21 protein-coding genes and 1 riboswitch are annotated in these 25,692 nt (G+C 65.8%); of the genes, 18 read left to right on the forward strand and 3 right to left on the reverse strand.

The annotated features are described in order from the left end of the window. Positions 1 to 220 precede the first annotated feature (220 nt). The 4 genes from QWJ37_RS01790 (at position 221) to QWJ37_RS01805 (ending at position 2,528) form a co-directional block, all read left to right on the forward strand. A complete protein-coding gene (locus QWJ37_RS01790) occupies positions 221 to 655 on the forward strand; it encodes an Asp23/Gls24 family envelope stress response protein (RefSeq protein ID WP_227903056.1) in 435 nt (144 codons plus the stop codon). A gap of 206 nt (positions 656 to 861) precedes the next feature. Next, entirely contained in the window at positions 862 to 1,266 is a 405-nt protein-coding gene (locus tag QWJ37_RS01795) for an Asp23/Gls24 family envelope stress response protein (RefSeq protein WP_290243626.1), read from the forward strand. Beyond that, complete coding sequence (locus tag QWJ37_RS01800; RefSeq protein WP_290243628.1) at positions 1,263 to 1,877, forward strand: DUF6286 domain-containing protein; 615 nt, start codon at positions 1,263 to 1,265, stop codon at positions 1,875 to 1,877. The genes QWJ37_RS01795 and QWJ37_RS01800 overlap by 4 nt, the downstream gene beginning before the upstream one ends. A gap of 39 nt (positions 1,878 to 1,916) precedes the next feature. Beyond that, positions 1,917 to 2,528, forward strand: coding sequence for an alkaline shock response membrane anchor protein AmaP (locus tag QWJ37_RS01805; protein WP_290243629.1), 612 nt, complete (start codon positions 1,917 to 1,919; stop codon positions 2,526 to 2,528). Here the strand turns inward: QWJ37_RS01805 and cycA are convergent. Further along, entirely contained in the window at positions 2,525 to 4,012 is a 1,488-nt protein-coding gene (cycA, locus tag QWJ37_RS01810) for a D-serine/D-alanine/glycine transporter (RefSeq protein WP_290243631.1), read from the reverse strand. The two genes, QWJ37_RS01805 and cycA, sit on opposite strands and share 4 nt — an antisense overlap. A 289-nt stretch (positions 4,013 to 4,301) precedes the next feature. Next, a riboswitch (glycine riboswitch) is annotated at positions 4,302 to 4,409 on the forward strand. A gap of 148 nt (positions 4,410 to 4,557) precedes the next feature. On the opposite strand from cycA, the gene gcvP reads away from it, so the two are divergent. The 7 genes from gcvP (at position 4,558) to QWJ37_RS01845 (ending at position 14,215) form a co-directional block, all read left to right on the forward strand. Next, the gene (gene gcvP, locus QWJ37_RS01815; protein ID WP_290243634.1) at positions 4,558 to 7,407 is read left to right on the forward strand and encodes an aminomethyl-transferring glycine dehydrogenase; all 2,850 of its coding nucleotides are present in this window, start codon (positions 4,558 to 4,560) and stop codon (positions 7,405 to 7,407) included. An 11-nt stretch (positions 7,408 to 7,418) separates the two neighbouring features. Then, positions 7,419 to 8,543, forward strand: coding sequence for a glycine cleavage system aminomethyltransferase GcvT (gene gcvT / locus QWJ37_RS01820; RefSeq protein WP_290243636.1), 1,125 nt, complete (start codon positions 7,419 to 7,421; stop codon positions 8,541 to 8,543). A 320-nt stretch (positions 8,544 to 8,863) separates the two neighbouring features. Beyond that, positions 8,864 to 9,241, forward strand: coding sequence for a glycine cleavage system protein GcvH (gcvH, locus tag QWJ37_RS01825; RefSeq protein ID WP_290243637.1), 378 nt, complete (start codon positions 8,864 to 8,866; stop codon positions 9,239 to 9,241). Continuing rightward, positions 9,238 to 10,545 carry a serine hydroxymethyltransferase gene (glyA, locus tag QWJ37_RS01830; protein ID WP_290243639.1) on the forward strand — a complete coding sequence of 436 codons (1,308 nt, stop codon included), beginning with the start codon at positions 9,238 to 9,240 and terminating at the stop codon, positions 10,543 to 10,545. The genes gcvH and glyA overlap by 4 nt, the downstream gene beginning before the upstream one ends. A gap of 8 nt (positions 10,546 to 10,553) precedes the next feature. Next, on the forward strand, positions 10,554 to 11,969 hold the full coding sequence (locus tag QWJ37_RS01835) for an L-serine ammonia-lyase (protein ID WP_290243641.1): 1,416 nt from the start codon (positions 10,554 to 10,556) through the stop codon (positions 11,967 to 11,969). Positions 11,970 to 12,076: 107 nt separating this feature from the next. Further along, the gene (locus QWJ37_RS01840; RefSeq protein WP_290243643.1) at positions 12,077 to 13,651 is read left to right on the forward strand and encodes an alanine/glycine:cation symporter family protein; all 1,575 of its coding nucleotides are present in this window, start codon (positions 12,077 to 12,079) and stop codon (positions 13,649 to 13,651) included. A 141-nt stretch (positions 13,652 to 13,792) separates the two neighbouring features. Next, complete coding sequence (locus QWJ37_RS01845; RefSeq protein ID WP_290243645.1) at positions 13,793 to 14,215, forward strand: ChaB family protein; 423 nt, start codon at positions 13,793 to 13,795, stop codon at positions 14,213 to 14,215. Positions 14,216 to 14,220: 5 nt separating this feature from the next. Here QWJ37_RS01845 and QWJ37_RS01850 read toward each other — a convergent pair whose 3' ends face one another. Then, the gene (locus QWJ37_RS01850; RefSeq protein ID WP_290243647.1) at positions 14,221 to 15,009 is read right to left on the reverse strand and encodes an SDR family oxidoreductase; all 789 of its coding nucleotides are present in this window, start codon (positions 15,007 to 15,009) and stop codon (positions 14,221 to 14,223) included. A 216-nt stretch (positions 15,010 to 15,225) separates the two neighbouring features. Here QWJ37_RS01850 and ctaD point away from each other — a divergent pair, with 216 nt between their 5' ends. The 6 genes from ctaD to QWJ37_RS01880 all read left to right on the forward strand — a co-directional run bounded on the left by ctaD (position 15,226) and on the right by QWJ37_RS01880 (position 23,216). After that, a complete protein-coding gene (gene ctaD / locus QWJ37_RS01855; protein ID WP_290243649.1) occupies positions 15,226 to 16,980 on the forward strand; it encodes a cytochrome c oxidase subunit I in 1,755 nt (584 codons plus the stop codon). Positions 16,981 to 17,095: 115 nt separating this feature from the next. Continuing rightward, on the forward strand, positions 17,096 to 17,566 hold the full coding sequence (locus QWJ37_RS01860) for a DUF4383 domain-containing protein (RefSeq protein ID WP_290243651.1): 471 nt from the start codon (positions 17,096 to 17,098) through the stop codon (positions 17,564 to 17,566). A gap of 348 nt (positions 17,567 to 17,914) precedes the next feature. Further along, positions 17,915 to 19,762, forward strand: a complete 1,848-nt coding sequence (locus tag QWJ37_RS01865; RefSeq protein ID WP_290243652.1) for an L-lactate permease — start codon at positions 17,915 to 17,917, stop codon at positions 19,760 to 19,762. 46 nt (positions 19,763 to 19,808) lie between these two features. Further along, positions 19,809 to 21,200, forward strand: a complete 1,392-nt coding sequence (locus tag QWJ37_RS01870) for an FAD-linked oxidase C-terminal domain-containing protein (RefSeq protein WP_227928278.1) — start codon at positions 19,809 to 19,811, stop codon at positions 21,198 to 21,200. A 121-nt stretch (positions 21,201 to 21,321) separates the two neighbouring features. Beyond that, positions 21,322 to 22,203 (forward strand): Rieske (2Fe-2S) protein, encoded by an 882-nt coding sequence (locus QWJ37_RS01875; protein ID WP_290243656.1) that lies wholly within the window; start codon positions 21,322 to 21,324, stop codon positions 22,201 to 22,203. Positions 22,204 to 22,238: 35 nt separating this feature from the next. Then, positions 22,239 to 23,216: an aldo/keto reductase gene (locus tag QWJ37_RS01880; RefSeq protein WP_290243658.1), complete on the forward strand. Its 978-nt coding sequence runs from the start codon at positions 22,239 to 22,241 to the stop codon at positions 23,214 to 23,216. Here the strand turns inward: QWJ37_RS01880 and QWJ37_RS01885 are convergent. Further along, positions 23,213 to 24,808 carry a Na+/H+ antiporter gene (locus QWJ37_RS01885; protein WP_290243660.1) on the reverse strand — a complete coding sequence of 532 codons (1,596 nt, stop codon included), beginning with the start codon at positions 24,806 to 24,808 and terminating at the stop codon, positions 23,213 to 23,215. The genes QWJ37_RS01880 and QWJ37_RS01885 overlap by 4 nt on opposite strands. A 192-nt stretch (positions 24,809 to 25,000) precedes the next feature. Here QWJ37_RS01885 and QWJ37_RS01890 point away from each other — a divergent pair, with 192 nt between their 5' ends. Continuing rightward, positions 25,001 to 25,663, forward strand: coding sequence for a TetR/AcrR family transcriptional regulator (locus QWJ37_RS01890; protein WP_227902957.1), 663 nt, complete (start codon positions 25,001 to 25,003; stop codon positions 25,661 to 25,663). Positions 25,664 to 25,692: the final 29 nt, after the last annotated feature.

Raw genomic sequence — 25,692 nt, forward strand, 5'->3', positions numbered from 1 at the left:
GTCCGCACACGTCATTAATCCTGTAAGGGGCGTGCGCGGTGACGCCGCAACGATCGCAGGAGAGATGATTCCCATGGCAGATCCATCGAAACCGGCCGGACCCACACCGGCAACCACCACCCCCCGGGGAGCCCAGAGCGTCCCGGACCCCTCCGGAACCGGAACCCAGGCCCGGCCCCCGGCTCCGGACCCGCAGGGACACGATCACGAGTCGTCGGGGATGGACGCCCAGCGCCGGTCCGGCCCGCTGCAGACTCCCCGGGGCGACACCACCATTGAAGAAACCGTGGTGCAGAAACTGGCCGGAATGGCCACCCGCGAAGTGCCCGGTGTCTACGCCATGGGCAACGCAGCGCGGCGGGCCTTCAGTTCCATGACCGAGCGGATCCCGGGCTCGCAGACCAACGTCAGCAACGGCGTCACAGTGGAAAAGGGAGAGCGGCAGGCAGCCGTGGATGTGAGCATCGTGGTGGAGTACGGCTTCTCCGTAGTGGAGGTCAGCCAGAGCATCCGGCGCAACGTCATCCGGTCCGTGGAAAACGCCACCGGACTGGAGGTGCTCGAAGTCAACGTGAATGTCACGGACGTACACCTGCCGGATGAACAGGATGAGAGCGGCGAGAGCGAAAACAAGCCGCCCAAGAGCCTGCAGTAACGGCAGTACAACAAGCAGAAGGAGGACTCCATGTCCGCAACGCGGTGGTGTCTGGTAATCGGGTTGGTACTGGGAATCGTGCTGGCCTTCGGCGGTTGGCTGGCGCTCCTCATTACGCTTCTCTTTGGTCTGATCGGACTCCTCGTGGGTCTGGTGGTGGACGGAAAGGTGGACGTTCAGGGGATGCTCGGCAGAGCGTCAAGCCGATGAGCATCCCATCGGCGCCGGGACGGCTGCGTCCGGCACGGGATATCAATGACCGGGGGGAAACCGTGCTGTCCCGGCGGGTGCTGGAGAAAACCGCCAGCCAGGTTGCCCGGGATGAAACCTTTGCAGGCGGCAGTTCGGGAGGCTTTCTGGGGATCGGCGCCCGGGCCGATCTGTCCGCCAGGCCGGATGCCAGTGTGGAACTGGCGGGAAATATTGCCAGTTTGAAAGTCACCGTGGGACTGCCGTATCCGATTGCCCTGCGGCAGGCTACGGAACAGCTGCGCCGCCGGATTACCGACCGGGTCACTGAACTGACGGGTGTGGAGGTACGGCAGGTGGACATTACTGTGTCCTGGCTGAAGCCCGCCGGCACGCAGATCTCACGCCGGAGGCTGCAATGAGCGGGAGGATTCACCCGCCGGTCTCCATGCGGCGCAGACCCAGCCGGTCCGGCCCTGCCGTGGTCACCGCCCTCCTGCTGCTGGCACTGGGGGCGGCACTGGTGTGGGCGGCAGTGGTCCGGCTGGCGGAAGGGATGTGGCCGGTCTTTTTTGCCGAGCCGCTGGTGTGGCTGTCCTCCACCTCCTGGGACAGCCCTCAGGGCTGGACCGCCGCGGTGGTCCTGCTCCTCATCGGCCTGATCCTGCTGTTGTGCGGGATCATCCCCGGCGAATTCGGCGCCCTGCCGCTGCGGGCCAAACCCGTAAACATGCCGGGCCTGCCCGGAGCCGGGGAGTCCGGCGGGGTGCCTTCGGTGCGGGGAGGGGAAACGGTGGTGATGAGCCGGCGTGCCGTCGCGCGGCTGGCCGCGTCCACCTGCAACCACATTGACGGGGTGTCCTCCGCCTCGGCGACTGCCTCGGGTCGAAGGGTCCATCTGGACGTCACTACCGCACTGCACGGCACCGCGGATCTCCAGCACTGGGTGGTGGACGGGGTGCGGTCCCGTCTTGCCGCCACCGGATTGGATCCGGTGCCGGAAGTCACCGCCTCCATCCGCTCCCGGGAATGACCCGGGAGCGGTGACGGACAAGCAGAAAGGCCAGCCTCAATGAAAGAACATGCCGGAGCGGCCAACCGGACGTGGCTGATCATCCTCGGGATAGTTTTCCTTGCCGCCGGAGTGCTGGCGGTGCTTATCGCCACCGGTGTGCTGGGCGGCGTGGCCAACGCATCGGAGCCGCTGCTGGCGGACGGTGCGGAATTGCTCGCCGGCGAGTCAGCGCCGTGGGTGGTACTGCTGGCCGGCGTGGTGCTGGGCATTCTTGGCCTCTGGTGGATCCTGGCCCAGATTCCGCGCAGCCGGACGGCGGGGACCTTCCGCCTGCAGGAAGACCCGGCGCGGGGCATAACGGTCTGCGATCCGGCAGTGCTTGCGGCCGCCGTCAGCAACGAGACGGAACAGCTGCCCGGAGTGGTCTCCTCCAGCGTGCGCCTGCGGGGCACGGCAGATGAACCCGACCTGGCCATGAAGGTCACGGTGAACTCCGATGCGGATGTGCAGGGGGTCATCGCCCGGATCCAGCACGAGGTGGTTCCTCATCTGGTGACGGCGCTGGAGGTGCCGCTTAACACCTTCGGCCTCGAAGTGGACGCCAGCAGCAAACCGGGCGCCCGGACTGGCGGGGCAAGGGTCAGCTCCCGGGGCACCGTGGTGTACTAGCGGGCCCGCACCGCTTCGGCGCGCTCGCGGACCACCTTGTCCTGATGCGCCGCCACCCGCGCCTGGTGCACGGGAGTGCGGCGCAGGAATGCGTACACCACAGCGAGCAGGATGAACCAGAAGGGCGTTACCAACAGGGCCTGGAAGGTGTCCGGCTGGGTGGTCAGCGCCCACAGGATGAAGGCGAAGAAGGCGAATACCACGTACACCATAACGACGCCGCCCGGCAGCTTAAACTTCGATGCTTCGTGCAGCTGCGGCCGGCGCTTCCGGTACACCAGGTAGCTGGCCAGGATGATGGACCAGACGAACATAAAGCACAGCGCGGAAATTGTGGTTACGAGTGTAAACGCGGCGCTGACGGACTCGCCGGCATACAGGAGCACGACGCCGGCGAGCAGGAAGGTGCAGGAGAAGAACAGAGCATTTTGGGGCACTTTGCGCCGGGACAGCCGGCCGAAAGCCTGAGGGGCATCGCCGTCGTGCGCCAGGCCGAAAACCATGCGCGAGGTGGAATATATCCCCGAATTCGCGCTGGATGCCGCGGAAGTCAGCACCACGAAGTTCACTACGGCCGCAGCCGTGCCCAGGCCGGCCAGTGTGAACATCCCTACGAACGGACTTTCATCGGCGCTGAATTCGTCCCAGGGGACCACGGCCATCAGTACAACGAGGGCGCCTACGTAGAAGAGCAGGATGCGGATGGGGATGGAGTTCACGGCGCGGGGAAGGTTCTTCTCCGGGTCCTTGGTCTCCGCGGCGGCGGTGCCCACCAGTTCGATGCCCACAAAGGCGAAGACGGCTATCTGGAAGCCGGCCACAAAACCCATGGGACCGGTGGGGAAGAAGCCGCCGTGGTCCCAGAGGTTGTTGAAGCCTGCCGTGACGCCGTCGCCGTGGGTGAAGCCGGTCAGGACCATGGCCAGGCCCACCACAATCAGGGTGAGGATAGCGATGATCTTGATCAGTGCGAACCAGAATTCGGTCTCGCCGAAGGCCTTCACCGTGGGCAGGTTCAGCGCGAGCAGGACCAGTATGCAGGCCAGCGCGGGTATCCACAGCGGAGCGTTGCCCCACCAGAACGTCACGTAGTGGGCAATGGCCACCACGTCCGCAATGCCGGTGACCACCCAGCAGAACCAGTAGGTCCAGCCGGTGAAAAAGCCGGCCCAGGGGCCGAGCAGGTCCGCGGAGAAATCGCTGAAGGACTTGTAATTGAGGTTCGAGAGCAGCAGTTCGCCCATGGCCCGCATGACGAAAAACAGCATGAAGCCGATGATCGCGTAAACAAAGATGACGGACGGGCCGGCAACGGAGATGGTCTTGCCCGAACCCATAAACAGGCCGGTGCCGATGGCTCCGCCGATAGCCAGCAGCTGGATGTGGCGGCTGGAGAGTGAGCGGGCAAGATGCGGCTCAGCGGAATTGTTTTGCGGCGCTGAAACAGGGCTGTCGCTCGGTGGGCGGGTAATGCGCTCAGACATCAAAATCCTTCTAATAGGCACCCGCCGGCAGCTAACCGCCGTACTCGCCTATGCCGCTCCCGGAAGGGGACAGCACCTTGCTGTTGGCGCTGCCGCCGACATTTCAGTTTGGAAGCCGCCTACTGGCCCCGTCAAATTACAGGATTGTGACGTTGCAGGTCACAGCGCTCGTGTGGGGCTGCGTACGGCCCCCGCAGCCGGGTGTGTCGAGGGGTTGAGGCCGTGCGGGCGTCGGGTTAGAGTTTGCTGTGTCACGTGCGTGTGACACCCACAAATGAACATGCCTTTATCAGCCGTGGCGGGAGAGTCCCGCCGGATGCACACGAGCATCGCGCCGGGCGCCGTAGGAGCAAACCCTCCCCGGGAATCTCTCAGGCCCCCGTACCGCCATGGCGAGGCAACTCTGGAAAGCAGTTCCGGCCCCGGTCGGGACTCACCGACGGTGCAAGCGGAAGTACACCCGCGGAATCTCTCAGGTCCAATACAGAGCGGGGAGGAGCCTTCGTTAGTTGGCGTACCCCCGTCTGCCTTTCCTGGAGCCTCTCATGCCTGTAGAACCGTCCTCCTCCACCCTTGCCGCCGCGTTTGCGGACCGGCACATCGGTGCCCGCGGCGACGCCGTCGAAACCATGCTCAAGGCCGTTGGCTACGACACCCTGGACGGGCTGGCGGACATGGCTGTCCCCGCCGCCATCCGGCAGGGCTTCCCGCTGGTGCTGGATCCGGCGAAATCCGAAGAGGAAACCCTGGCCGCGCTGCGTCGTATCGCCGGGAAGAACAAAACCGCCGTGCAGATGATCGGGCAGGGCTACTACTCCACCCACACCCCGCCGGTAATCCTGCGCAATGTGGTGGAGGATCCGGCCTGGTACACCGCCTACACCCCGTACCAGCCCGAAATCTCCCAGGGCCGGCTTGAAGCGCTGCTGAACTTCCAGACCATGGTCCAGGACCTCACCGCACTGCCGATCGCCAATGCGTCCCTGCTGGATGAAGCCACCGCGGTGGCTGAGGCCGTTTTGCTGATGCGCCGGTCCAACAAGTCCAAGGGCAACGGCGCCATTGTGCTGGACTCCGAAGCCTTCCCGCAGACCATCGCCGTAGTGAAGGGCCGGGCGAAGGCGCTCGGCTTCAAGGTCATCGTCGCGGACCTGGCCAACGGACTCCCCGACGGTGAACTGGCCGGCGTCGTTCTGCAGCAGCCCGGTGCCTCCGGCGTGGTCCGCAACCAGGCCGCGCTGATTGCCGAAGCAAAGGAACGCGGCGCGCTGGTCACCGTTGCGGCTGACCTGCTGGCCCTGACCCTGATCACCCCTCCCGGCGAGCAGGGCGCGGACATTGCCGTCGGCTCCGTGCAGCGCTTCGGCGTTCCGCTGTTCTTCGGCGGCCCGCACGCCGCTTACATGGCCGTGCGCAAGGGCCTGGAACGCTCCCTGCCGGGCCGCCTGGTCGGCGTCTCCAAGGACTCCGCCGGCACCCCCGCCTACCGCCTGGCCCTGCAGACCCGCGAGCAGCACATCCGCCGGGAGAAGGCCACCTCCAATATCTGCACCGCACAGGCCCTGCTGGCCATTGTCGCCTCCATGTACGCCGTGTACCACGGCCCCGAAGGCCTGACGGCGATTGCCCGCCGGGCGCATGACTCGGCCCGTTCGCTGGCGGCCGCCCTCCAGGCCGCCGGCGTCGAACTGCTGCACGGGACCTTCTTCGACACCGTGACCGCCCGGGTTCCCGGCAAGGCCGCAGATATTGTGGCCGCGGCGGACGCGAAGGGCATCAACCTGCGCTTGGTTGATGCCGACACCGTGGGTGTTTCCGCCGACGAAACCACAACGCCGGCCGTCATCGCGGACGTGGCGGACGCCTTCGGTGCCGCCCCGGCAGACTCGGTGGAAGGCTTCGAGCTGCCCGCGGATCTGTTGCGCACCTCGGAGTTCATGACCCACCCGGTGTTCTCCTCCTACCGCTCCGAAACCCAGATGCTGCGTTACCTGCGGCGGCTCTCGGACCGTGACCTGGCCCTGGACCGCACCATGATCCCGCTGGGCTCCTGCACCATGAAGCTCAATGCCACCGCGGAAATGCAGGCCATGACCTGGCCCGAGTTCGCTTCCATCCACCCGTTCGCCCCGGATTCCCAGACCGAGGGCTGGCGTGAACTGATTGCGGACCTGGAAGAGAAGCTGGCTGTGATCACCGGCTATGACACGGTCTCCATCCAGCCCAACGCCGGTTCGCAGGGCGAACTGGCCGGCCTGCTGGCCATCCGCGGCTACCACCACTCCCGCGGCGACGAGCAGCGTACCGTCTGCCTCATCCCGGCGTCGGCACACGGCACCAACGCCGCCTCGGCCGTGCTGGCCGGCATGAAGGTGGTAGTTGTTGCCACTGCCGAGGACGGTGCCATTGACCACGCGGACCTGTGTGCCAAGATCGACGCGCACCGGGAGAACCTGGCCGCCATCATGATCACCTACCCCTCCACGCACGGCGTGTTCGACGACGACGTCCGCGACGTCTGCGAAGCCGTGCACGAGGCCGGCGGGCAGGTCTACATTGACGGCGCCAACCTCAACGCCCTGGTGGGCCTGGCCCAGCCGGGCGACTTCGGCGGCGACGTGTCCCACCTGAACCTGCACAAGACCTTCTGCATCCCGCACGGTGGCGGCGGTCCCGGCGTCGGACCCGTGGCCGCGAAGGCACATCTGGCACCGTTTATGCCCGGCGACGCCGCCACCTGGACCGAGGGCGAGGACATCCCCGTCTCGGCGTCGCGTTTCGGCTCCGCCGGCGTGCTGCCCATCTCCTGGGCCTACGTGAACCTGATGGGCGGCGAGGGCCTGACCAGCGCCACCAAGCACGCCCTGCTCGCGGCGAACTACGTGGCTGCACGCCTGAACGAGTACTTCCCGGTGCTTTACACCGGCAAGGGCGGACTCGTGGCGCACGAGTGCATCCTGGACCTGCGTGAACTCACTGCGAAGACCGGTGTTACCGCCGAGGACGTGGCCAAGCGGCTGGTGGACTACGGTTTCCACGCCCCCACGCTGTCCTTCCCGGTGGCCGGCACCCTGATGGTGGAGCCCACCGAGTCCGAGGATCTGGGCGAGATTGACCGGTTCATTGACGCGATGATCGCCATCCGCGCCGAAATCGATCAGGTGGCGGCCGGGGACTTCAGCCTGGAGGGCAGCCCGCTGCGCAATGCCCCGCACACCGCCGTGGTGGTGGCCGGGAACGAATGGGACCGTGCCTACCCCCGCGAGCAGGCAGCCTTCCCGCTGCGCAGCCTGCGGATGGATAAGTACTTCCCCCCGGTGGGACGGATTGACGGCGCCGCCGGCGACCGGAACCTGATCTGCTCCTGCCCGCCCATCGAAGAGTTCGAGAACTAGGGGTTATTCCAGTGACTGAGAAATACACCGCGCTCTATGAGGCGCACAAACAGCTGGGCGCCTCCTTCACCGACTTCGGTGGCTGGCAGATGCCGCTCAAGTACAGCTCCGAGCTGGCCGAACATAAGGCCGTGCGCAGCGCCGCAGGCCTGTTCGACCTCTCCCACATGGGTGAAGTGGAGGTCTCCGGCCCCGACGCCGGGGCGTTCCTGGACTACGCACTGGTGGGCAGGCTCTCCGCCGTGAAGCCGGGCCGTGCCAAGTACTCGCTGATCACCACCACTGACGGCGGGATCATTGATGACCTGATCAGCTACCGGCTGGCAGAGGACTCGTTCCTCGTGGTCCCCAACGCCGGCAATGCGGACACGGTGGCCGCTGAACTGGCCGCCCGCGCCGAGGGCTTCGACGTCACGGTGACCAACGTGTCCACCGAAACCTCACTGGTGGCAGTGCAGGGCCCGGCAGCCGAGGCCATCCTGCTGGAACTCGTGCCCGGAACGCAGCACGAAGCCGTCACCGGCATGAAGTACTACGCCGCGGACACGGTGGATGTCACTGCGGGGGAGCGGACGCTGAACCTGCTCGTGGCCCGCACCGGCTACACCGGCGAGGACGGCTTTGAAATCTACGTGCCCAACGACGACGCCGCGGCCCTCTGGGACGCGCTGCTCGCCGCCGGCGCGGACTCGGGCCTGATCCCGGCCGGCCTGGCCTGCCGCGACTCCCTGCGGCTGGAAGCCGGCATGCCGCTCTACGGCAACGAGCTCACCCTGGACACCGACCCCTACGCCGCAGGCCTCGGCCCGGTGGTGGCCCTGTCCAAGGAGGGCGACTTTGTGGGCCGCGCTGCTCTCGAAGCCCGGAAGGAAACCGGCCCGGCCCGGAAGCTCGTGGGCCTGAAGGGCTCCGGCCGCCGTTCGGCCCGCAGCTCCTACCCGGTCCTGAAGGACGGGGAGACGATCGGCGAAGTCACCTCCGGCGCTCCCAGCCCCACCCTCGGCTTCCCGATTGCCCTGGCCTACGTTGATGCCGCCTACACCGAACCCGGCACCCTCCTGGACGTGGACCTCCGCGGCAAGCCCGAGCAGTTCGAGGTTGTTGGCCTTCCGTTCTATAAGCGCGAGAAGCGGTAAACCAAAAACAAAAGATTCTCGTGACGCCGGCGACGGAGGGCCCGCTGTCGGTCACCTTCTTGCGAGCCTCTCGTGTGGGTACGTGGGTGTGAGCATAGTTAGGCGGGACGAACACGTCGGACGCGGGGCATTCTGTGTAGCCCGCATCGCCGAGCGAGGAACGACGAGGAAGTGAAAGATCCAGGGTTCCCTCTCCGAGCTTGCGAGGAGGAGGGCAGGATCTGGAACGCTAAGGGCGGCAGAATGCCGCGCTTTCGGCGCCCCGGCCTAGACTTTGGACTAAACGAACAGCCCGACAAAAAGCTTCGAAAGGCAAACAGATGAGCAAAGTAAACGCAGGACTCCGCTACTCCGCCGAACACGAGTGGGTCGACTCCTCCAGCCCCGTCCGCGTCGGCATTTCCGCCGTCGCCGCCGACGCCCTGGGCGATGTGGTCTACGTTGACCTGCCCGCCGTTGGCGACACGGTCACCGCCGGCGAGACCTGCGGCGAGGTCGAGTCCACGAAGTCCGTTTCGGACCTCTACGCTCCGGTATCCGGCGAAATCGTGGAAATCAACCAGGAAGCCATCGACAACCCGGTTCTGCTGAACGAGGACCCGTACGGCGCCGGCTGGCTGTTCACGGTGAACGCCACCGCCGAGGGTGAGCTGCTTAGCGCTGAGGAGTACGCCGAGAAGAACGGCGGCGAGCTGTGAGCGATTTCCTCAATTCCCCGCTGGCCGAGGTTGATCCCGAGGTAGCCGAGCAGATCGACAACGAGAGGCGCCGCCAGCAGCAGGGCCTGGAGATGATCGCCTCGGAGAACCACACCGCCGTGGCCATCATGCAGGCGCAGGGTTCGGTGCTGACCAACAAGTACGCCGAGGGTTACCCGGGCCGCCGCTACTACGGCGGCTGCGAATACGTGGACGTCATTGAGCAGCTGGCCATCGACCGTGCCAAGGAACTCTTCGGCGCGAACTTCGCCAACGTACAGCCGCACTCCGGTGCGCAGGCCAACGCCTCGGTGATGCATGCGCTGATCCGGCCGGGCGACACCGTGCTGGGGCTTTCCCTGGCCGACGGCGGCCACCTGACCCACGGGATGAAGATCAACTTCTCCGGCCGGCTCTACAACATCGTTCCCTACGGCGTGGACGAAACGACCCACACCGTGAACATGGACGACGTCGCCCGCCTGGCCCGTGAGCATCGGCCGAAGCTGATCGTCGCCGGCTGGTCCGCGTACGCCCGGCAGCTGGACTTTGAGGCGTTCCGCCGCATCGCCGACGAGGTCGGCGCCTACCTGATGGTGGACATGGCCCACTTCGCCGGCCTGGTGGCCGCCGGACTGCATCCCAGCCCGGTTCCGCACGCCCATGTGGTCACCACCACCACGCACAAGACCCTCGCGGGTCCGCGCGGCGGCATCATCCTCTCCAATGACGCGGACATTGCCAAGAAGATCAATTCCGCAGTGTTCCCGGGCCAGCAGGGCGGGCCGCTGGAACACGTTATTGCCGGCAAGGCGACCGCCTTCAAGATCGCCGCCACGCCGGAATTCCGTGAGCGCCAGGAACGTACGCTCGCCGGTGCGCGGATCCTCGCCGAGCGCCTGCTGGCCGACGACGTCGCTGCTGCCGGGATCTCGGTGGTCTCCGGCGGCACGGACGTGCACCTGGTGCTCGTGGACCTGCGCAATGCCTCCCTCAACGGGCAGGAAGCCGAAGACCGGCTGGCGCAGATCGACATCACCGTGAACCGGAACGCGGTGCCCTTCGACCCGCGTCCGCCGATGGTGACGTCGGGCCTGCGGATCGGTACCCCCGCCCTGGCCACCCGCGGCTTCGACGAGGACGCGTTCCGCGAGGTTGCGGACATCATCGCGCAGGCGCTGATTGCGGCCGACGACGCCGATCTGGCGCCGCTGCGCAACCGCGTCACCGCCCTGGCTGAATCCCACCCGCTGTACACCGATGTCGCGGATCTCTCCGCGGCCCCGGCGGCAGCACACCGTTAGGACACCCGATGGCTGTCGGCGTTTTTGATCTGTTTACCGTGGGCATCGGCCCGTCGAGCTCGCATACCGTGGGTCCGATGCGTGCCGCTGCCGTGTTCGCGGCCGAACTGGTGGACGCCGGCATCCTGGATTCCGTGGCCGGCCTCCGCGTGGACCTGTACGGGTCCCTCGCGGCGACCGGCCGCGGCCACGGCACCATGACGGCCGTGCTGCTGGGACTGGAAGGCTTCGCCCCCGAACTGATCCTGCCGGAACAAGTGGAGGAGCGGCTCGCCGACATCGAGGCCACCCGGAAACTGCAGCTCTGCAGCGAAGTGCCCGGCGCCGTCGCCCGCCCGCTGGAATACGGCGAGGCGGATATTGTCCTGCACCCCCTGACGGTGCTGCCCCGGCACACCAACGGCATGAAGTTCGCGGCCCTGGCCGGAGACGGATCAGTGCTGCACGCCGAAACATTCTTCTCCGTGGGCGGCGGGTTCATTGTCCGCGAGGGCGAGGAACGGGCAGCGGCCCTGGAACTGGAAGCCAGCAAGTCCGAGCTGCCGTATCCGTTCCGCACCGCTGCCGGGCTGCTGCGGCACTGTACCGAAAACGGCCTGAGCATCAGCGAAGTCATGCTGGCCAATGAGAAGGCCGCCCGGAGCGAAGAGGACATCCGTGCCGGCCTGCTGCACATCCGCGACGTCATGGAGGAGTGCAAAAACTCCGCGATCCGCCGCACGGGCCTGCTCCCCGGCGGGCTGAAGGTCCGCCGTCGTGCCCCCGGCTGGCACACCCGCTTGCGGGCCGAGGATCCCAACCGGGATCCGAAGTTCTGGCAGGAATGGGTGAATCTGGTGGCGCTGGCCGTGAACGAGGAAAACGCCTCCGGCGGCCGGGTAGTCACCGCACCCACCAACGGTGCCGCAGGCATCATTCCCGCGGTAATGTTCTACGCCACCCACTACGGTCCCGGCATGGACAGCGCCACGCCCGAACAGCGCGACGACGTGGTGGTCCGGTTCCTGCTCGCAGCGGGTGCCGTGGGCGTGCTGTACAAGGAGCAGGCCTCCATCTCCGGTGCTGAGGTGGGGTGCCAGGGCGAGGTGGGCTCGGCGTCGTCCATGGCGGCAGCCGGTCTGGCCGAAATCCTCGGCGGCAGTCCGGAGCAGGTGGAAAATGCCGCCGAAATCGCCATGGAACACAACCTGGGCCTGACCTGTGACCCGATTGGCGGACTCGTCCAGGTGCCCTGCATCGAACGCAACGCCATCGGAGCGGCCAAGGCCGTGAACGCGGCAAAGATGGCGCTCTGGGGCGACGGCGACCACCGTGTTTCGCTGGACGAAGTTATTGTGACCATGCGCGAAACCGGCCGCGACATGAGTTCGAAGTACAAGGAAACCGCCCTCGGCGGACTGGCCGTCAACGTCGTGGAGTGCTGACCGCTGCGCGCTGCGTCCGGCTGATGTGATTTGTCTAACATCCGTGTTTTAAGTAAGGCTATGGTGTCCCTTCGACAGCATGCTTACTGAAAACCGAGGTTCGATTGATGAGTGCAGCACGGGCAGTTCCCATGGCTCCGGCGTCGGAGGAAGTCGGATGGCTCGGGTCTGTGGATGCCGCCGTCAATTCCTTCTTCGAACCGATTACCGCGGTTTTCTCGGCGATCGTGTTTTTTCCGGTCAGCATCGGTGACTTCAGCTTTCCCGTGGTGGTCGCCTGGCTGATCGTGGCAGGCATAGTCTTCAGCATCTATTTCGGCTTCATCCAGTTCCGCGGGCTAAAAGTGGCGGTGGAAGTGGTCCGCGGGAAGTTCTCCTCGAAAGAGGACCCCGGGGAAGTGCCGCATTTCCAGGCACTGACTTCGGCGCTGTCCGGCACCGTGGGCCTGGGCAACATTGCCGGCGTTGGCGCGGCCATGGCCCTGGGCGGGCCGGGAGCAACCCTCTGGATGATCCTGGCCGGCCTGCTGGGCATGGCAACGAAGTTCGCCGAATGCACACTGGGCGTGAAATACCGCGAAGTGCATGCCGACGGCTCCATCAGCGGTGGGCCGTTCAAATACCTGCCGGTGGCGTTCGCCCGCTTCGGCAGCTGGCCGGCCAAGATCCTGACCGGCGTGTTTGCCGTGGCCATCCTGATCTTCGGTATCGCCGGCGGCAATATGTTCCAGGCCAACCAGACTTTCGCGCAGATCCAGAATGTCACCGGGGGTGATGACGGGCTCCTGGGCAGCGCGGGCGGAGCCTTGATCTTCGGCCTGATCCTGGCCGCCCTGGTGGCGGTGGTGATCCTGGGCGGCATCAAGTCCATCGGTGCCACCACCTCCAAGCTGGTCCCCGCCATGAGTGCGGTCTACATCCTGGCGTGCCTGTTCGTCATCATTGTGAATATCGAGAATGTGCCGGCGGCGTTTGGGGCCATCTTCGAGGGTGCTTTCCGTCCCGAAGGTTTCGCCGGCGGCATCATCGGCGTCATGATTGTCGGCTTCCAGCGCGCGTCCTTCTCCAACGAGGCGGGCGTCGGATCCGCGGCCATCGCGCACTCGGCGGTCAAAACCCGCCGCCCGGTCAGTGAGGGCTTCGTGGCCATGTTCGAGCCGCTGGTGGATACGGTCCTTATCTGCACCATGACCGCCCTGACCATCATCATGGCCTCGACTCCCAGCCTGCAGGCCGGAATTGACCAGGTGCAGGGCGGTGGCGATGCTCCCGACGGCGTCATCCTCACCTCGGACGCCTTCGCCACCGCGCTGCCGTGGTTCCCTGTTGTCCTCTCCATAGCGGTGGCCCTGTTCGCCTACTCCACCCTGATCACCTGGTCCTACTACGGACTCAAATCCTGGGAGTACCTTTTTGGCCGCGGGCGTCGCCGGGAAGTCACCTACAAGGTCATCTTCCTGACGTTCACCGTGGCCGGGTGCGTGCTGTCCTTCAGCCAGGTCATCAGCTTCGCCGACGCCGCGCTGTTTGTCTGCGCCTTTGTGAACCTGCTGGGTGTTTACCTCCTCCTGCCGGTGATCAAGCGGGAAATGAAGCAGTACCTGGCGGACCGCCGGAGCGGCAAGCTGGAGGTGCTCGGCATCGATGAAGAGGACATCAAAGAGGCCCAGGCCAACGCCTGAAATGTTCGGGGCGAGCCGCGTGCAGAGGCTTGAGGCGTCCGATTCTCCGGTGGTAAAACCGGAAGAACCCCTGGCAGCGACGGACCGGAAGGAACGGCATGACACACGGAAACAGCCACCCGAAGGACAAGGAGGCCCGAAATGCCTAAGACCGGCAAGAGTGGTTCACCGATCAAGGACGAACTGCCCTCGACTCTGCAGCGCTCGGACAAAAAGGCGCAGGACACGTTCGCAAAGACGTATGACTCCGCCATGGAGGAGTACGACGACGCCGAGCGGGCCGCGCGTACTGCCTACGCCTCGCTGAAGCACACCCATGAAAAGGTGGGCGACCACTGGGAGGAAAAGGAAGGGAAAGGCCCCTCTGATGCCAGGGCGGCCGAAGGACGGGGATCCTCCAAAAACACGGCAGGCGGTGTGGATGCCAACGCCTCCAAGGAACACCTCTACGAGCTGGCCTCCAAGCTGGACATCTCCGGCCGTTCCAAGATGACCAAGGACGAACTGGTGGACGCCCTGCAAAAGGCCAACGCGAGCGAAACACGGAAAGCCCGCAAAGACTGATTCGCTTAGCCGCGGCCGCCGAACGGCATCCCCGACGCCGTAACCACCAGGGAACGGACGTTCGCGGAGGCGGGTGCCGACGCCATAAAGAGCACCGCCGCGGCCGCTTCCTCCACCGGGAATGACGGCTCCACCGATGTGGTGCCGTTGGCCTGAAGTGCGCCCTGGCCGCTGCTGATCCCACTGAGCAGTTCGGTGGCGGCGTTGCCGATGTCGATCTGCCCGCAGGTGATGCCGTAGGGCCTGCCGTCCAGATCGATGGACTTCGTTAGTCCGGTCACGGCGTGCTTCGTGGCGGTGTACGCCGCGGAGAGCGGCCGGGGAGTGTGGGCGGAGATGGAACCGTTATTGATGATCCGTCCGCCACGGGGTGTCTGTGCCTTCATGTGCCGTACCGCCACGGCGGCGCACAGCATGGTGCCCGTGACATTGACCGCCAGGGTCCGGTTCCAATCCTCAATGCTCAGTTCGTCAATGCTGCCGGTGGGCCCGAAGACCCCGGCATTGTTGAACAGCACGTCCACCCGCCCGAAGGTTCCGGCGGCGGCAGCGAACAGCCGTTCGACGTCGTCGGGCACGGTGACGTCGGTGGGCACCACCAGCGCTTCCGGGTGGCCGGCAGCAGTTTCCTGCAGCTCGGCCTCGCGCCGGCCCGCAAGCACCACCCGGTAGCCTGCCGCCAGGAACGCCTGCGCGGTTGCCCGCCCAATACCGGATCCGGCGCCGGTAACCACAGCGGTGCGGGGCGTGGCGCCAGCGGCACCTGGTGGGATGTTGTGCGTGTCCTTGTCCATGACTTGATTCTGCCCTGCCGTCCGCAGGCGGTGCACCACCGGGACCTTCCGCCTGTTCCCTGCCCGCGGTGAAAACCCGTGAAGCCATTGGCTGCGCGGAGCCGTCCCGAAGGGCCGGGGGTCTGGCGGGCAGCCCGCGGCCGCCCTACGATACGAAGCACACGGTCTGAAACGTTTCTGGCAGGGCAGTACCCAACGGCTGATGGGGATAGATCCATGTCGACAGTGAAATACACCGCGGAACCGGACGGCACCTATGTTGCGCCCCGGGTTGTTCCGGTTTCCAAAGGGCGCATCGTCGTCAACTGGATCACCTCCACAGACCACAAAACCATCGGGTACATGTACCTGATCGCCTCATTCACTTTTTTCTGCCTCGCGGGCGTGATGGCACTGATCATCCGCATGGAACTCTTTGAACCGGGCATGCAGATCCTGCAGACCAAGGAACAGTACAACCAGCTCTTCACCATGCACGGCACAGCCATGCTGCTGATGTTCGCCACCCCGCTGTTCGCCGGGTTTGCGAACGCCATCATGCCGCTGCAGATCGGCGCCCCCGATGTGGCGTTCCCCCGGCTGAACGCCCTGGCCTTCTGGTTCTTCCTCTTCGGCAGCACCATTGCGCTCGCCGGGTTCATCCTGCCCCAGGGAGCGGCCTCCTTCGGCTGGACCGCCTATACCCCGCTTTCCAACACAGCATTCAGCCCCGGCCTCGGCGGGGATCTGTGGGTCTTTGGGCTGGCGTTGTCCGGCTTCGGCACCATCCTGGGTGCGGTCAACTTCGTCACCACCATCATCTGCCTGCGAGCCCCGGGCATGACCATGTGGCGGATGCCGATCTTCACCTGGAACACCCTGGTCACCGCCATCCTGATCCTGATGGCGTTCCCGCCGCTGGCCGCAGCCCTGTTCGCCCTCGGTGCCGACCGCCGGTTCGGCGCCGACATCTACAATCCGGAACGCGGCGGCTCGATCCTGTGGCAGCACCTGTTCTGGTTCTTCGGGCACCCTGAGGTGTACATCATTGCGCTGCCGTTCTTCGGCATCATCTCCGAGATCCTGCCTGTCTTCAGCCGCAAATCGATCTTCGGTTACAAGGGGCTGGTGTTTGCCACCATTGCCATCGCTGCCCTGTCCATGACCGTATGGGCACACCACATGTACGTCACCGGATCCGTGCTGCTGCCGTTCTTCGCCTTTATGACCATGCTCATCGCGGTGCCCACCGGCGTGAAGTTCTTCAACTGGATCGGCACCATGTGGCGGGGATCCATCACCTTTGAGACGCCGATGCTCTGGAGCATCGGCTTCCTGATTACCTTCCTGTTCGGCGGCCTGACCGGCATCATCCTGTCGGCACCGCCGTTGGACTTCCACGTTTCGGACACCTACTTCGTGGTGGCGCACTTCCACTACGTCATCTTCGGAACCGTGGTCTTCGCAATGTTCGCCGGCTTCTACTTCTGGTGGCCCAAGTGGACCGGCAAGATGCTCAATGAACGCCTGGGCAAAATCCACTTCTGGCTATTGTTCATCGGCTTCCACACAACCTTCCTGATCCAGCACTGGCTGGGCGTGCTGGGCATGCCGCGCCGCTACGCGGACTATTTGGTGGAGGACAACTTCACCGGCATGAACCAGCTGTCCACCATCGGTTCCGGCATCCTTGCCCTGTCCATGATTCCGTTCTTCTGGAACGTGTACATCACCTGGCGCCACGGCAAAAAAGTGGAAGTGGATGACCCGTGGGGCTTCGGGGGATCCCTTGAATGGGCCACGTCCTGCCCGCCGCCGCGCCACAATTTCACCTCGCTGCCCCGTATCCGCTCGGAGCGTCCGGCACTGGACCTGCACCATCCGGAGCTGATGCCGCGGGCCAACGAAGGTACTAATTCACCCGCGGAAAAGCTGTTTGGGGCGGCGGATATGGGTGGCGATGAACCGCGCAATCCGGATCCCCGGCAGTAGCGCAGACGGATCCCATAACATTTCCATTGCGCAGTTTGCCGAGTAGACAGTAAGTATGCTTACCATATCTCCGAACCATCCCGCAGTTTCCCCGCGGGCCGAACGAGAGATAGGTATGAGCAATGTCCAACCTGGCACTACCACCACAACCTCCCGGCGAACCAATGTTCAGAAGGCAGCCCTCGCTTTCGGCGTAGTATTCCTGCTGGTCGGCGTGATGGGCTTTATCCCCGGCATCACCAGCGACTATGACCAGCTGTCCTTTGCCGGCCACCACTCCGGCGCGCTCCTGCTGGGCATCTTCCAGGTCTCGGTGCTGCACAACATTGTGCACCTGCTGTTCGGCATTGCCGGCCTCGCCTTTGCCCGCAGTGTTGGCGCCGCGCGGAACTACTTGATCTGGGGCGGTGCGGTCTACGCTCTGCTGCTTCTTTACGGGCTCTTCATCGGCCACGACTCCGCGGCCAACTTCGTGCCGCTGAACACCGCCGATAACTGGCTGCACGCCTTCCTTGCGGTTGCCATGATTGGTTCGGGCCTGGCCCTGACCCGTGACCGCCGGGACGCACCGGCCGCCCGAGCCTAGCCCGTCACATCCGGCCAACCACTCCCGCCCGTGCGGCCGGACAGGTTCGGCCGGCCGGGCAGTACGCCTGGCACACTTCCGACGGCAGCCGCCCGGACTTCCGCCTTTGAGGCGGGAATCCGGGCGGCTGCCTCGTTAAATGCGGTATCGGGGCCGCACCCTGAATCGGAGGGACGTTTCTTTTGCCCGGAGTGGCTATTGATCCAAGGGTCATGAACCGTTGACCCTGCCGGTGACCCGGGCCTAGTGTCGGACCCATCCTCACTGTGACAGTTCGCCCCGGAAGAGCGGCGCGGAGGAAAGCGGTAGGAAACCTAGAGATGTGGGAACAAAAACAAGGGAGTTTTTGTGAAGACGCATGTAGCCGCCGCATTCCAGCAACCGCTCGATCCCGTAGCCGGGTCCCTGGCCATTTCGGCCATCCTGGCCGCCCTTCCGCTGCTGATCCTTTTCGTCCTGCTGGGCGTGTTCCGGATGAAGGCGTACCAAGCGGCCCTGATCAGCCTGGCACTGTCCATCATCCTGGCGGTTGTCGGCTGGCAAATGCCGGTGGGCCAGGTCCTGTCGGCAACCGGCCTGGGCGCCTTCTACGCGATCTTCCCGATCCTCTGGATCCTCATCAACGCCCTGTGGATTTACAAACTCACTGTCGCCACCCCGTGGTTCGAAATCCTTGGCCGCACCATCCGGTCCATCTCGGATGACCTGCGCATCCTCTCCATCCTGATTGCCTTCTGTTTCGGCGCCCTGCTCGAATCCCTCGCCGGGTTCGGCGCACCGGTGGCCATTGCGGCCGCCATGCTGATGGCTGCCGGCATGAAGCCGCTGAAATCCGCTGTTGTTGCTCTGCTCGCAAACACCGCCCCGGTGGCCTTCGGGGCCATGGCGGCACCCATCATCGCCCTGAACGGTGTCACGGGCATCCCGCTGCAGGAGCTTTCGTCCATGACCGGCCGGCAGACGCCCTTCATCGCCCTGGTGGTTCCGCTGATCCTGGTGTTCCTGGTGGACGGGAAGCGCGGGCTGCGGCAGACCTGGCCGGTGGCACTGGTGGCCGGAGCGGCCTTCGGGCTGGCCCAGTTCGTGGCCTCAAACTTCTTCATCGTGGAGCTGACCGACGTTGTTGCAGCCGTTGTGACGGTGATTGCGGTCCTGCTGATGCTCCGGGTCTGGCAGCCGGCAGAGATTATTGGCATGACCGGGGAAACCCGGGAAGCGGAAAAGGCCGAAGCAGCCGTTTCCGAGGCCGGGGCCGGAACGGATACCCTGACCGGATCGACGCGGGGCGCCGGGGCCGGGGCAGGGGCCGCAGGGGCCGGAGGAGCAAGCGGAGGAGCCACCGCCGTCGGTGCCGACAGCGCCGGTGACCCGGGCGGCGGAAGCAGCGCGGACGCCGGAACCCCGGGAAACCCCGCCCCGGGCGGCGGGGGACAGGCGGCTGGCGCACGCCCCTCCAGGCGTGAGGTCTGGATGGCCATTGCCCCGTACCTGATCATCATTGCCGTCTTCTCCCTCGCCCAGATTCCGGTCATCAAGACCTGGCTGACAAGCATCGGCAGCACTACCTTCCACTGGCCGGGCCTGGATGTCACCGGCGCCAACGGCAAACCGGTGGCGGCCCAGACCCTGCGCTTTGACCACCTCCGTGCCACCGGCACGCTGCTGCTGTTCTCCGGCATCATCACCATGTTCCTGTACCGGATTGCACCCCGCAGCGGAGTCCGCGTCTACGGCGAAACCCTGAAACAGCTGCGCTGGACCATCCTGACGGTCTGCGCCGTGCTGGCGCTGTCCTTTGTAATGAACCTGTCCGGGCAGACCACCACACTCGGGGTTGCCCTGGCCTCCGCCGGCGGCTTTTTTGCGCTGCTCTCACCGCTTCTGGGCTGGATCGGTGTGGCGCTGACCGGTTCCGACACTTCCTCGAACTCCCTCTTCGGTGCCCTGCAGGTGGCGGCAGCCAATGAGACCGGGCTCTCGCCCACACTGATGGCTGCGGCGAACTCGTCAGCCGGCGTGATGGGCAAGATGCTCTCGCTGCAGAACCTCGCCATCGCCTCCGCCGCCGTCGGGCTGGAAGGGGCGGAAGGGACGCTGCTGCGCAAACTCATTGGCTGGAGCTTGGGACTGCTGGCGTTTATTACCGTCCTGATCTGGCTGCAGTCCACCTCGATTCTCGGCTGGATGGTGCCCTGAGCGCCTCCGCCTGCCCAGTAAGCCCCGATCCCTAAGGAGAGATCCCGTGAGCACGCATTCCCTTGACCCGGAACTTGGTGACGCCGTCGCCGCCCCCGGCAGCACCGTCCTGGCCGGTTTCCCGTCGGTCTCCGTCCTGGAAGAGGACCGGCAGCGGGTCAGCACCGACCGTTCCGGCTTTGTCCCCGAAACGCTGCCGGACGGAGTGGTTGCGGCCCGGTCCGTTGAGGATGTTGTAGACACCCTCCGCCTGGCCAGCCTGCACCGGATCCCGGTGGTTCCGCGCGGTGCAGGCACCGGTCTGGCGGCGGCATCCTCCTCCCGGGCAGGTGAACTGGTGCTGGACGTTTCCGGCATGAACCGGATCCTGCGCATCGATCCGGAGGAACAGCTGGCCGTGGTGGAGCCCGGTGTCCTGAACGCGGACCTCAACGCTGCCGCCGCGGAGTACGGACTGTTCTATGCGCCGGATCCGGCCAGCACCGCCATCTGCAGCATCGGCGGGAACATCGCCACGAACGCCGGCGGGATGCGCTGCGCCAAATACGGGGTCACCCGTGAATCGGTGCTGGCCCTGCGGGTGATCCTGGCTGACGGGCGGGAACTGCGCACCGGGCGGGAAACCATCAAGGGTGTCAGCGGGTATGACCTGAACGCCTTGATGATTGGCTCCGAGGGAACGCTTGGCGTTGTGGTTGAAGCGACCCTGCGGCTGCGCCCGCAGCCGGTGCACACAGCCACCGTGGCGGCGTTTTTCCCGGATGTTACCGCCGCTGCCCGCGCGGCGTCCGCCGTCGTCGCGGCGCGGATCCAGCCCTCGGTGATGGAGCTGATGGACGGGCCCACGCTGGAAGCCGTGGACATGGCCATGGGCACCGATTACCGCGCCAAGGGTGGAGCGTTCCTGCTGGTGCAGACCGACGGGTACGGGGCTTTCCTGGAACAGGATGTGGTGATGGATGTGGTCTCGCCGCTGGGAAGCTGCGAAAAAGCAGTCGATGACGAACATGCCGCGGCGCTGATGACGGCCCGCCGCGAAGCCATCCCGTCCCTGGAGAAACTGGGCCGGGTCTCCATTGGGGATATTGGTGTGCCGCGCGGACGGCTGGCCGAAGTGGTGTCCGGACTGGAGGATATTTCCGCCCGGACCGGAGTGCGGATCTTCACCATTGCGCACGCTTCGGACGGCAACCTGCACCCCATGATCGTGATGGATCCCGAGGACTCGGTAACCACCGGCCCGGCCAAGGTTGCGCTGGGGGAGATGTTCCACCTGGCCAAGCGGCTGGGTGGAACCCTCACCGGGGAGCACGGGATCGGGCTGCTTAAGCGGGACTGGTTGGAGGAGGAAGTGGGGGCGGTTCCCCTGGAGGTCATGAACACCATCCGGACCGCTTTGGATCCGCTGGGCATCCTCAACCCCGGAAAGGGTCTCTGACCCGGCGCCCCCGGCGCGCATTCTGCGGGCCGGGGGCGCCCGCCCGGCACCGCGGTATGGCGTCTGCGGGCCGGAGCTGCCTACTCTGTGGGGCACCGTTCACGCCCCGTGAGGAGAAGCCATGAACCGTCTGCCCCTGGTCACCGTTGCCGACAAACTCGAAAACGCCTCATGGTTGGACGCGGCCGCCACCTGGGTGGCCCGGACCGTCAGGACACTGCTGCCCACGGAAGCCAAGGACATACTGCACGGGGTGCCGCTGGGACATCCGCTGCACCCGCTGCTGATAGTGGTGCCGCTGGGGTCCTGGGTGTCCGCCGCGGCCCTTGACCTGCTGCCCGGAACGGAACCAGCGGCGAAAACCCTGGTGGGACTCGGGGTCCTTTCCGCGGTACCCACGGCGCTTACCGGGGTGACTGATTTTTCCGAACTCGATACTGAACAGCAACGGGTCGGCATTGTCCATCAGGGCGCCAACGCCGCCGCCGTCGTACTCTATGCCGCGTCCTGGCTGGCACGCGCCCGCGGTGACCACGGCCTCGGGAAAGGGCTGGCCTTCGCCGGACTTGCGACGGCGGGAGCCGGCGGATTCCTGGGCGGCCACCTGTCCTACCGGCAGGGAGCCGGCGTCAACCGCAACGAGGACCTCCCCGAGCAGGTGCCGGCCGGATGGCATGCCCTGGGTCCGGTGGATTCCTTTGCCTCCGGGACCCCGCAGCGGGCGAGCCTGGGCGAGGTGGACCTGCTGGTGCTCCGGCGCACCGACGGTCCGGCGGATGGGGCCGTGTCCGTCCTCGCAGACACCTGCAGCCATTTGGGCGGGCCGTTGCATGAAGGGGAACTGCGGCGGGAAAAAGGCGGGCTGTGCATCGTCTGCCCCTGGCATGCCAGCACGTTCTCCATGGATTCCGGTGAGGTGGTGCACGGGCCGGCCACCGCCCCGCAACCGCGTTTTGCCACCCGGGTCCGGGACGGGATCCTCGAGGTCAGTCTGACCGCATAGCCGGTCCATTCAACAGCAAGCGGAAGGAAGCCCGTATGCGCACCACCACACTGGGAACCCAAGGTCCGGAGGTCGGCGTCATCGGCCTGGGCTGCATGGGCATGAGCTACGCCTATGACATGGACACCGCACGGGATGCGGAAACCTCCGTGTCGGTGATCCGCGGGGCCATTGAACTTGGCGCCACCCTGATCGATACGGCGGATGTGTACGGGCCGTATACCAATGAGGAACTGGTCGGCCGGGCCTTGCAGGACGGCTACCGGGAACGGGCCGTCCTCTCCACCAAAGTGGGGTTGGAAGTCAGCACTGCGGCGCCGGCGGCCGGGACCATGCCGGGGCTGGTCAAGAACGGCAGTCCGGAACACATTCGCGCCTCCATTGATGCCAGCCTGCGCCGGCTGGGCACGGACCACGTGGACCTCTACATCCTGCACCGTGTGGATCCGGACGTACCGCTGGAGGACTCCTGGGCGGCCATGGCGCAGACAGTCCGTGACGGCAAAGCCCGCGCCATCGGCATTTCCGAGGCGGACGTGGCGCAGATTGAGCTGGCACAGTCGGTGCATCCGGTGACGGCAGTGCAGTCCGAACTTTCACTGTGGACCCGTGACCGGTTGTCCGACGTCGTGCCCTACTGCGAGGAACGCGGCCTGGCGTTCCTGCCGTTCTCCCCGCTGGGCCGCGGTTTCCTCACGGGACGGTTCACGTCCTTTGACCAGCTGCCGGCCGATGACATGCGGCGCCGGCTGCCGCGCTTCCAGCAGGAGAACCTGAAGGCCAACCTGGCCATTGTGCAGCGGGTCCGGGAGGTTGCCGAACGGGTCGGGGCCACACCGGCCCAGGTGGCGCTCGCCTGGGTGGTCGCCCAGGGGCGGCGCGTCATTCCCATTCCCGGGACTAAAACGCCGAAGTACCTGCGGGAGAACGTTGCTGCCGGGGACTTGATGCTCAGCGGTGAGGATCTGGCACTCCTGGACGGTGCGCCCCTGCCGGAAGGCGGACGGTACTAGCCCGGCGCTTCGGGCGGTGCCAGCCGCACCTCCTCCAGATCCAGCTGGAACTGGAGCTCGCGCAGCACGGTGTCATCGATCCGGTGCTCGTTCCGCAGCCGGATCACGGTGGCCCGTTTTTGCCCCAGCAGCGCCAGGCGCAACCGGCGGTACTGCTCCTGGTTCGCGACGGCCGGATCGGTTCCGGCATCACCGCGCCCGCGTGCCCGCAGCACGCGCAGATGCTGCTGGTACTCGCGCCGCAGGACGGCCACCACGTCCCGGTTGATGCCGAGGTGTGCAGCCGTCCGCGGCATGGCGGCCAGTGCCTCCGAGGAGGCCACCGTTTCGGCCAGTTTCCGTTCGCTGCGGTACAGGTGGGCATCCGCCGGCAGGCCCGCCCAGCGCACTACCGCCGGCAGCAGGGGTCCCTGGACCACCAGGGTCAGGACAATCACGCCGGTGGCCACGAAAATGATGAAGCCGCGGTCCGGGAAGGGCGCCCCGGATGCCAGGACCGTAGGTGTGGCAAGCACGGCCGCCAGAGAGACGGCGCCGCGGAAACCGGCCAGCGCGCTGACCACATTGGCCCGTGCGCCCAGTTCCGGCCGCGGCGCCAGCGGGCCCCGGTAGGTCGCCCGCAGTGCCGAGGTCATCAGGAACAGGAACGCCAGCCGCACCCCTACCAGCACTGCGGCCACCACCACCATGGCGAGCAGGCCGCGCAGCAGCTCACCCACACCGGAGATGCCCCGGATACTGGCCTGCAGTTCCATGCCGACCAGCACAAAGAGCGCGCCGTTGAGCATAAACGTGGACAGTGACCAGAAGGACTCGAGGCTGCGCCGGGTGGCGGCTGGAACCAGTCCCGGCCCGGACTGGCTGATGCCAAGCCCCGCGGTCACGACGGCGAGCACGCCGGAGGCACCGATCAGTTCCGCCAGGACAAACGCGGTAAACGGAGTCAGGATGGACACCACGGAACCCGGCAGGGCGTCCCGAACCCGCCGCCGGACCTTGATGCCCGCCCAGACGGTCAGGACACCGGCAGCAATTCCCCCGGCATAGGCCAGCAGGAACATTCCGGAAATCTCCAGTCCGTCCAGCGGTTCCGCGCCTACCGTGAGGGACACCGCCACCCCGTAGACCACCAGGGCGGTACCGTCATTAATCAGTGATTCGGCCCGCAGCAGGGTCACGTTCCGGTGCGGCAGCACCCGTGCCAGCGCGCCCACGGCAGTAGCGTCCGTCGGGGCGATCGCGGCACCGAGCACCCAGGCGGGACCCCACGGCAGGCCCAGTGCGTGGACGACGACGGCGACGGCGGCGGCGGTGGCCGCCACGAGTGCGGTGCTCATCAGCACAATTCCGCGTTGGTAGCGGCGGATGTCCCGCAGCGGCGTCGTCAGGCTTTCCCAATAGAGCAGGGCGGGCAGGAAAAGGAACAGGACTGCCTCCGGTGGCAGCTGAACTGCCCGCAGCGCCGGGAAGAACCCCAGCAGAATCCCGGCCACCAGCAGCAGAATGGGGGCCGGCGTCCGCAGCCGGTCCGCCCACAGGTTGCAGGCCAGGACACAGATGCCCAGGATCAGGACCAGTTCGGGCCCAAACATGTGCAGTACGGTCTAATCTGCCGTCAGTGCCGGAACGGAGTTCACTGGTCCTCCTCGGGATGCTCCCGTTGCCGGGAAATGGCTGCACTTTAAATGGAACAGGACCATGCTCCGCTTGGGGAGGGTTTGGCGGAATCCTCGGCCTTCCGGCATCGTTTGCACCCAGTGCAACCGTGCACGTAGTGTAGAAACGTGTTCACCAACGCTACCCCTGACCGCCGCCAGGCGCTCAAGGACCGCCACCGGCAGGCCATTGTGACTGCTGCTGCCGCGCTGATGCACGAACGCCAGACCACGGATTTCACCGTCGATGAACTGGCGCAGCGCGCCGATGTTTCCCGCCGCACGGTGTTCAACCATTTTGGGTCCGTGCGTGACATAGTCTCCGAGGTCTGCAGCGGCGTCCTCAGCACTGCGGTGGAGAGCCTGACCGCCGTGCCGCAGGCCGGTGATGACCGTCCGGGCATGTTTGAGGAGATTGCCGAGGCATTCCGCACCGCGGACCTGGTGGCGCCCATGGCCTACCTGACCCGCCTGCTCGGTCCGGCGTTGCCCGCGTCCCCGGAGGCGCAGGCCCATCCCATCGCCCTGCGTGCCTTTACCGAATTGAACGAACGGTTCTCGGCATCCATGCTCAGCCGCTATCCGGAAGCGGACGGACTCAGCGTGGACCTGCTCATCGGTTCCCTGACCAGTGGGCTGGGCGTGCTCTACCACCACTGGCACTGTGCCACCGGTGCCGTGGACACGCCTGAATCCCGGCAGGTCTGGGCCGAGCTGCTGGACACACTCCTTGAAAAGGTACGCAGCGGCCACGCGGCGGACCCTTCATCCCCCAGATCACTCCACCCGTAGTTCCCCACCCCTCCCATAAAAGGACAGAC

Source organism: Arthrobacter sp. YD2, from assembly GCF_030410475.1.
GTDB classification, from domain to species: domain Bacteria; phylum Actinomycetota; class Actinomycetes; order Actinomycetales; family Micrococcaceae; genus Arthrobacter_B; species Arthrobacter_B zhangbolii.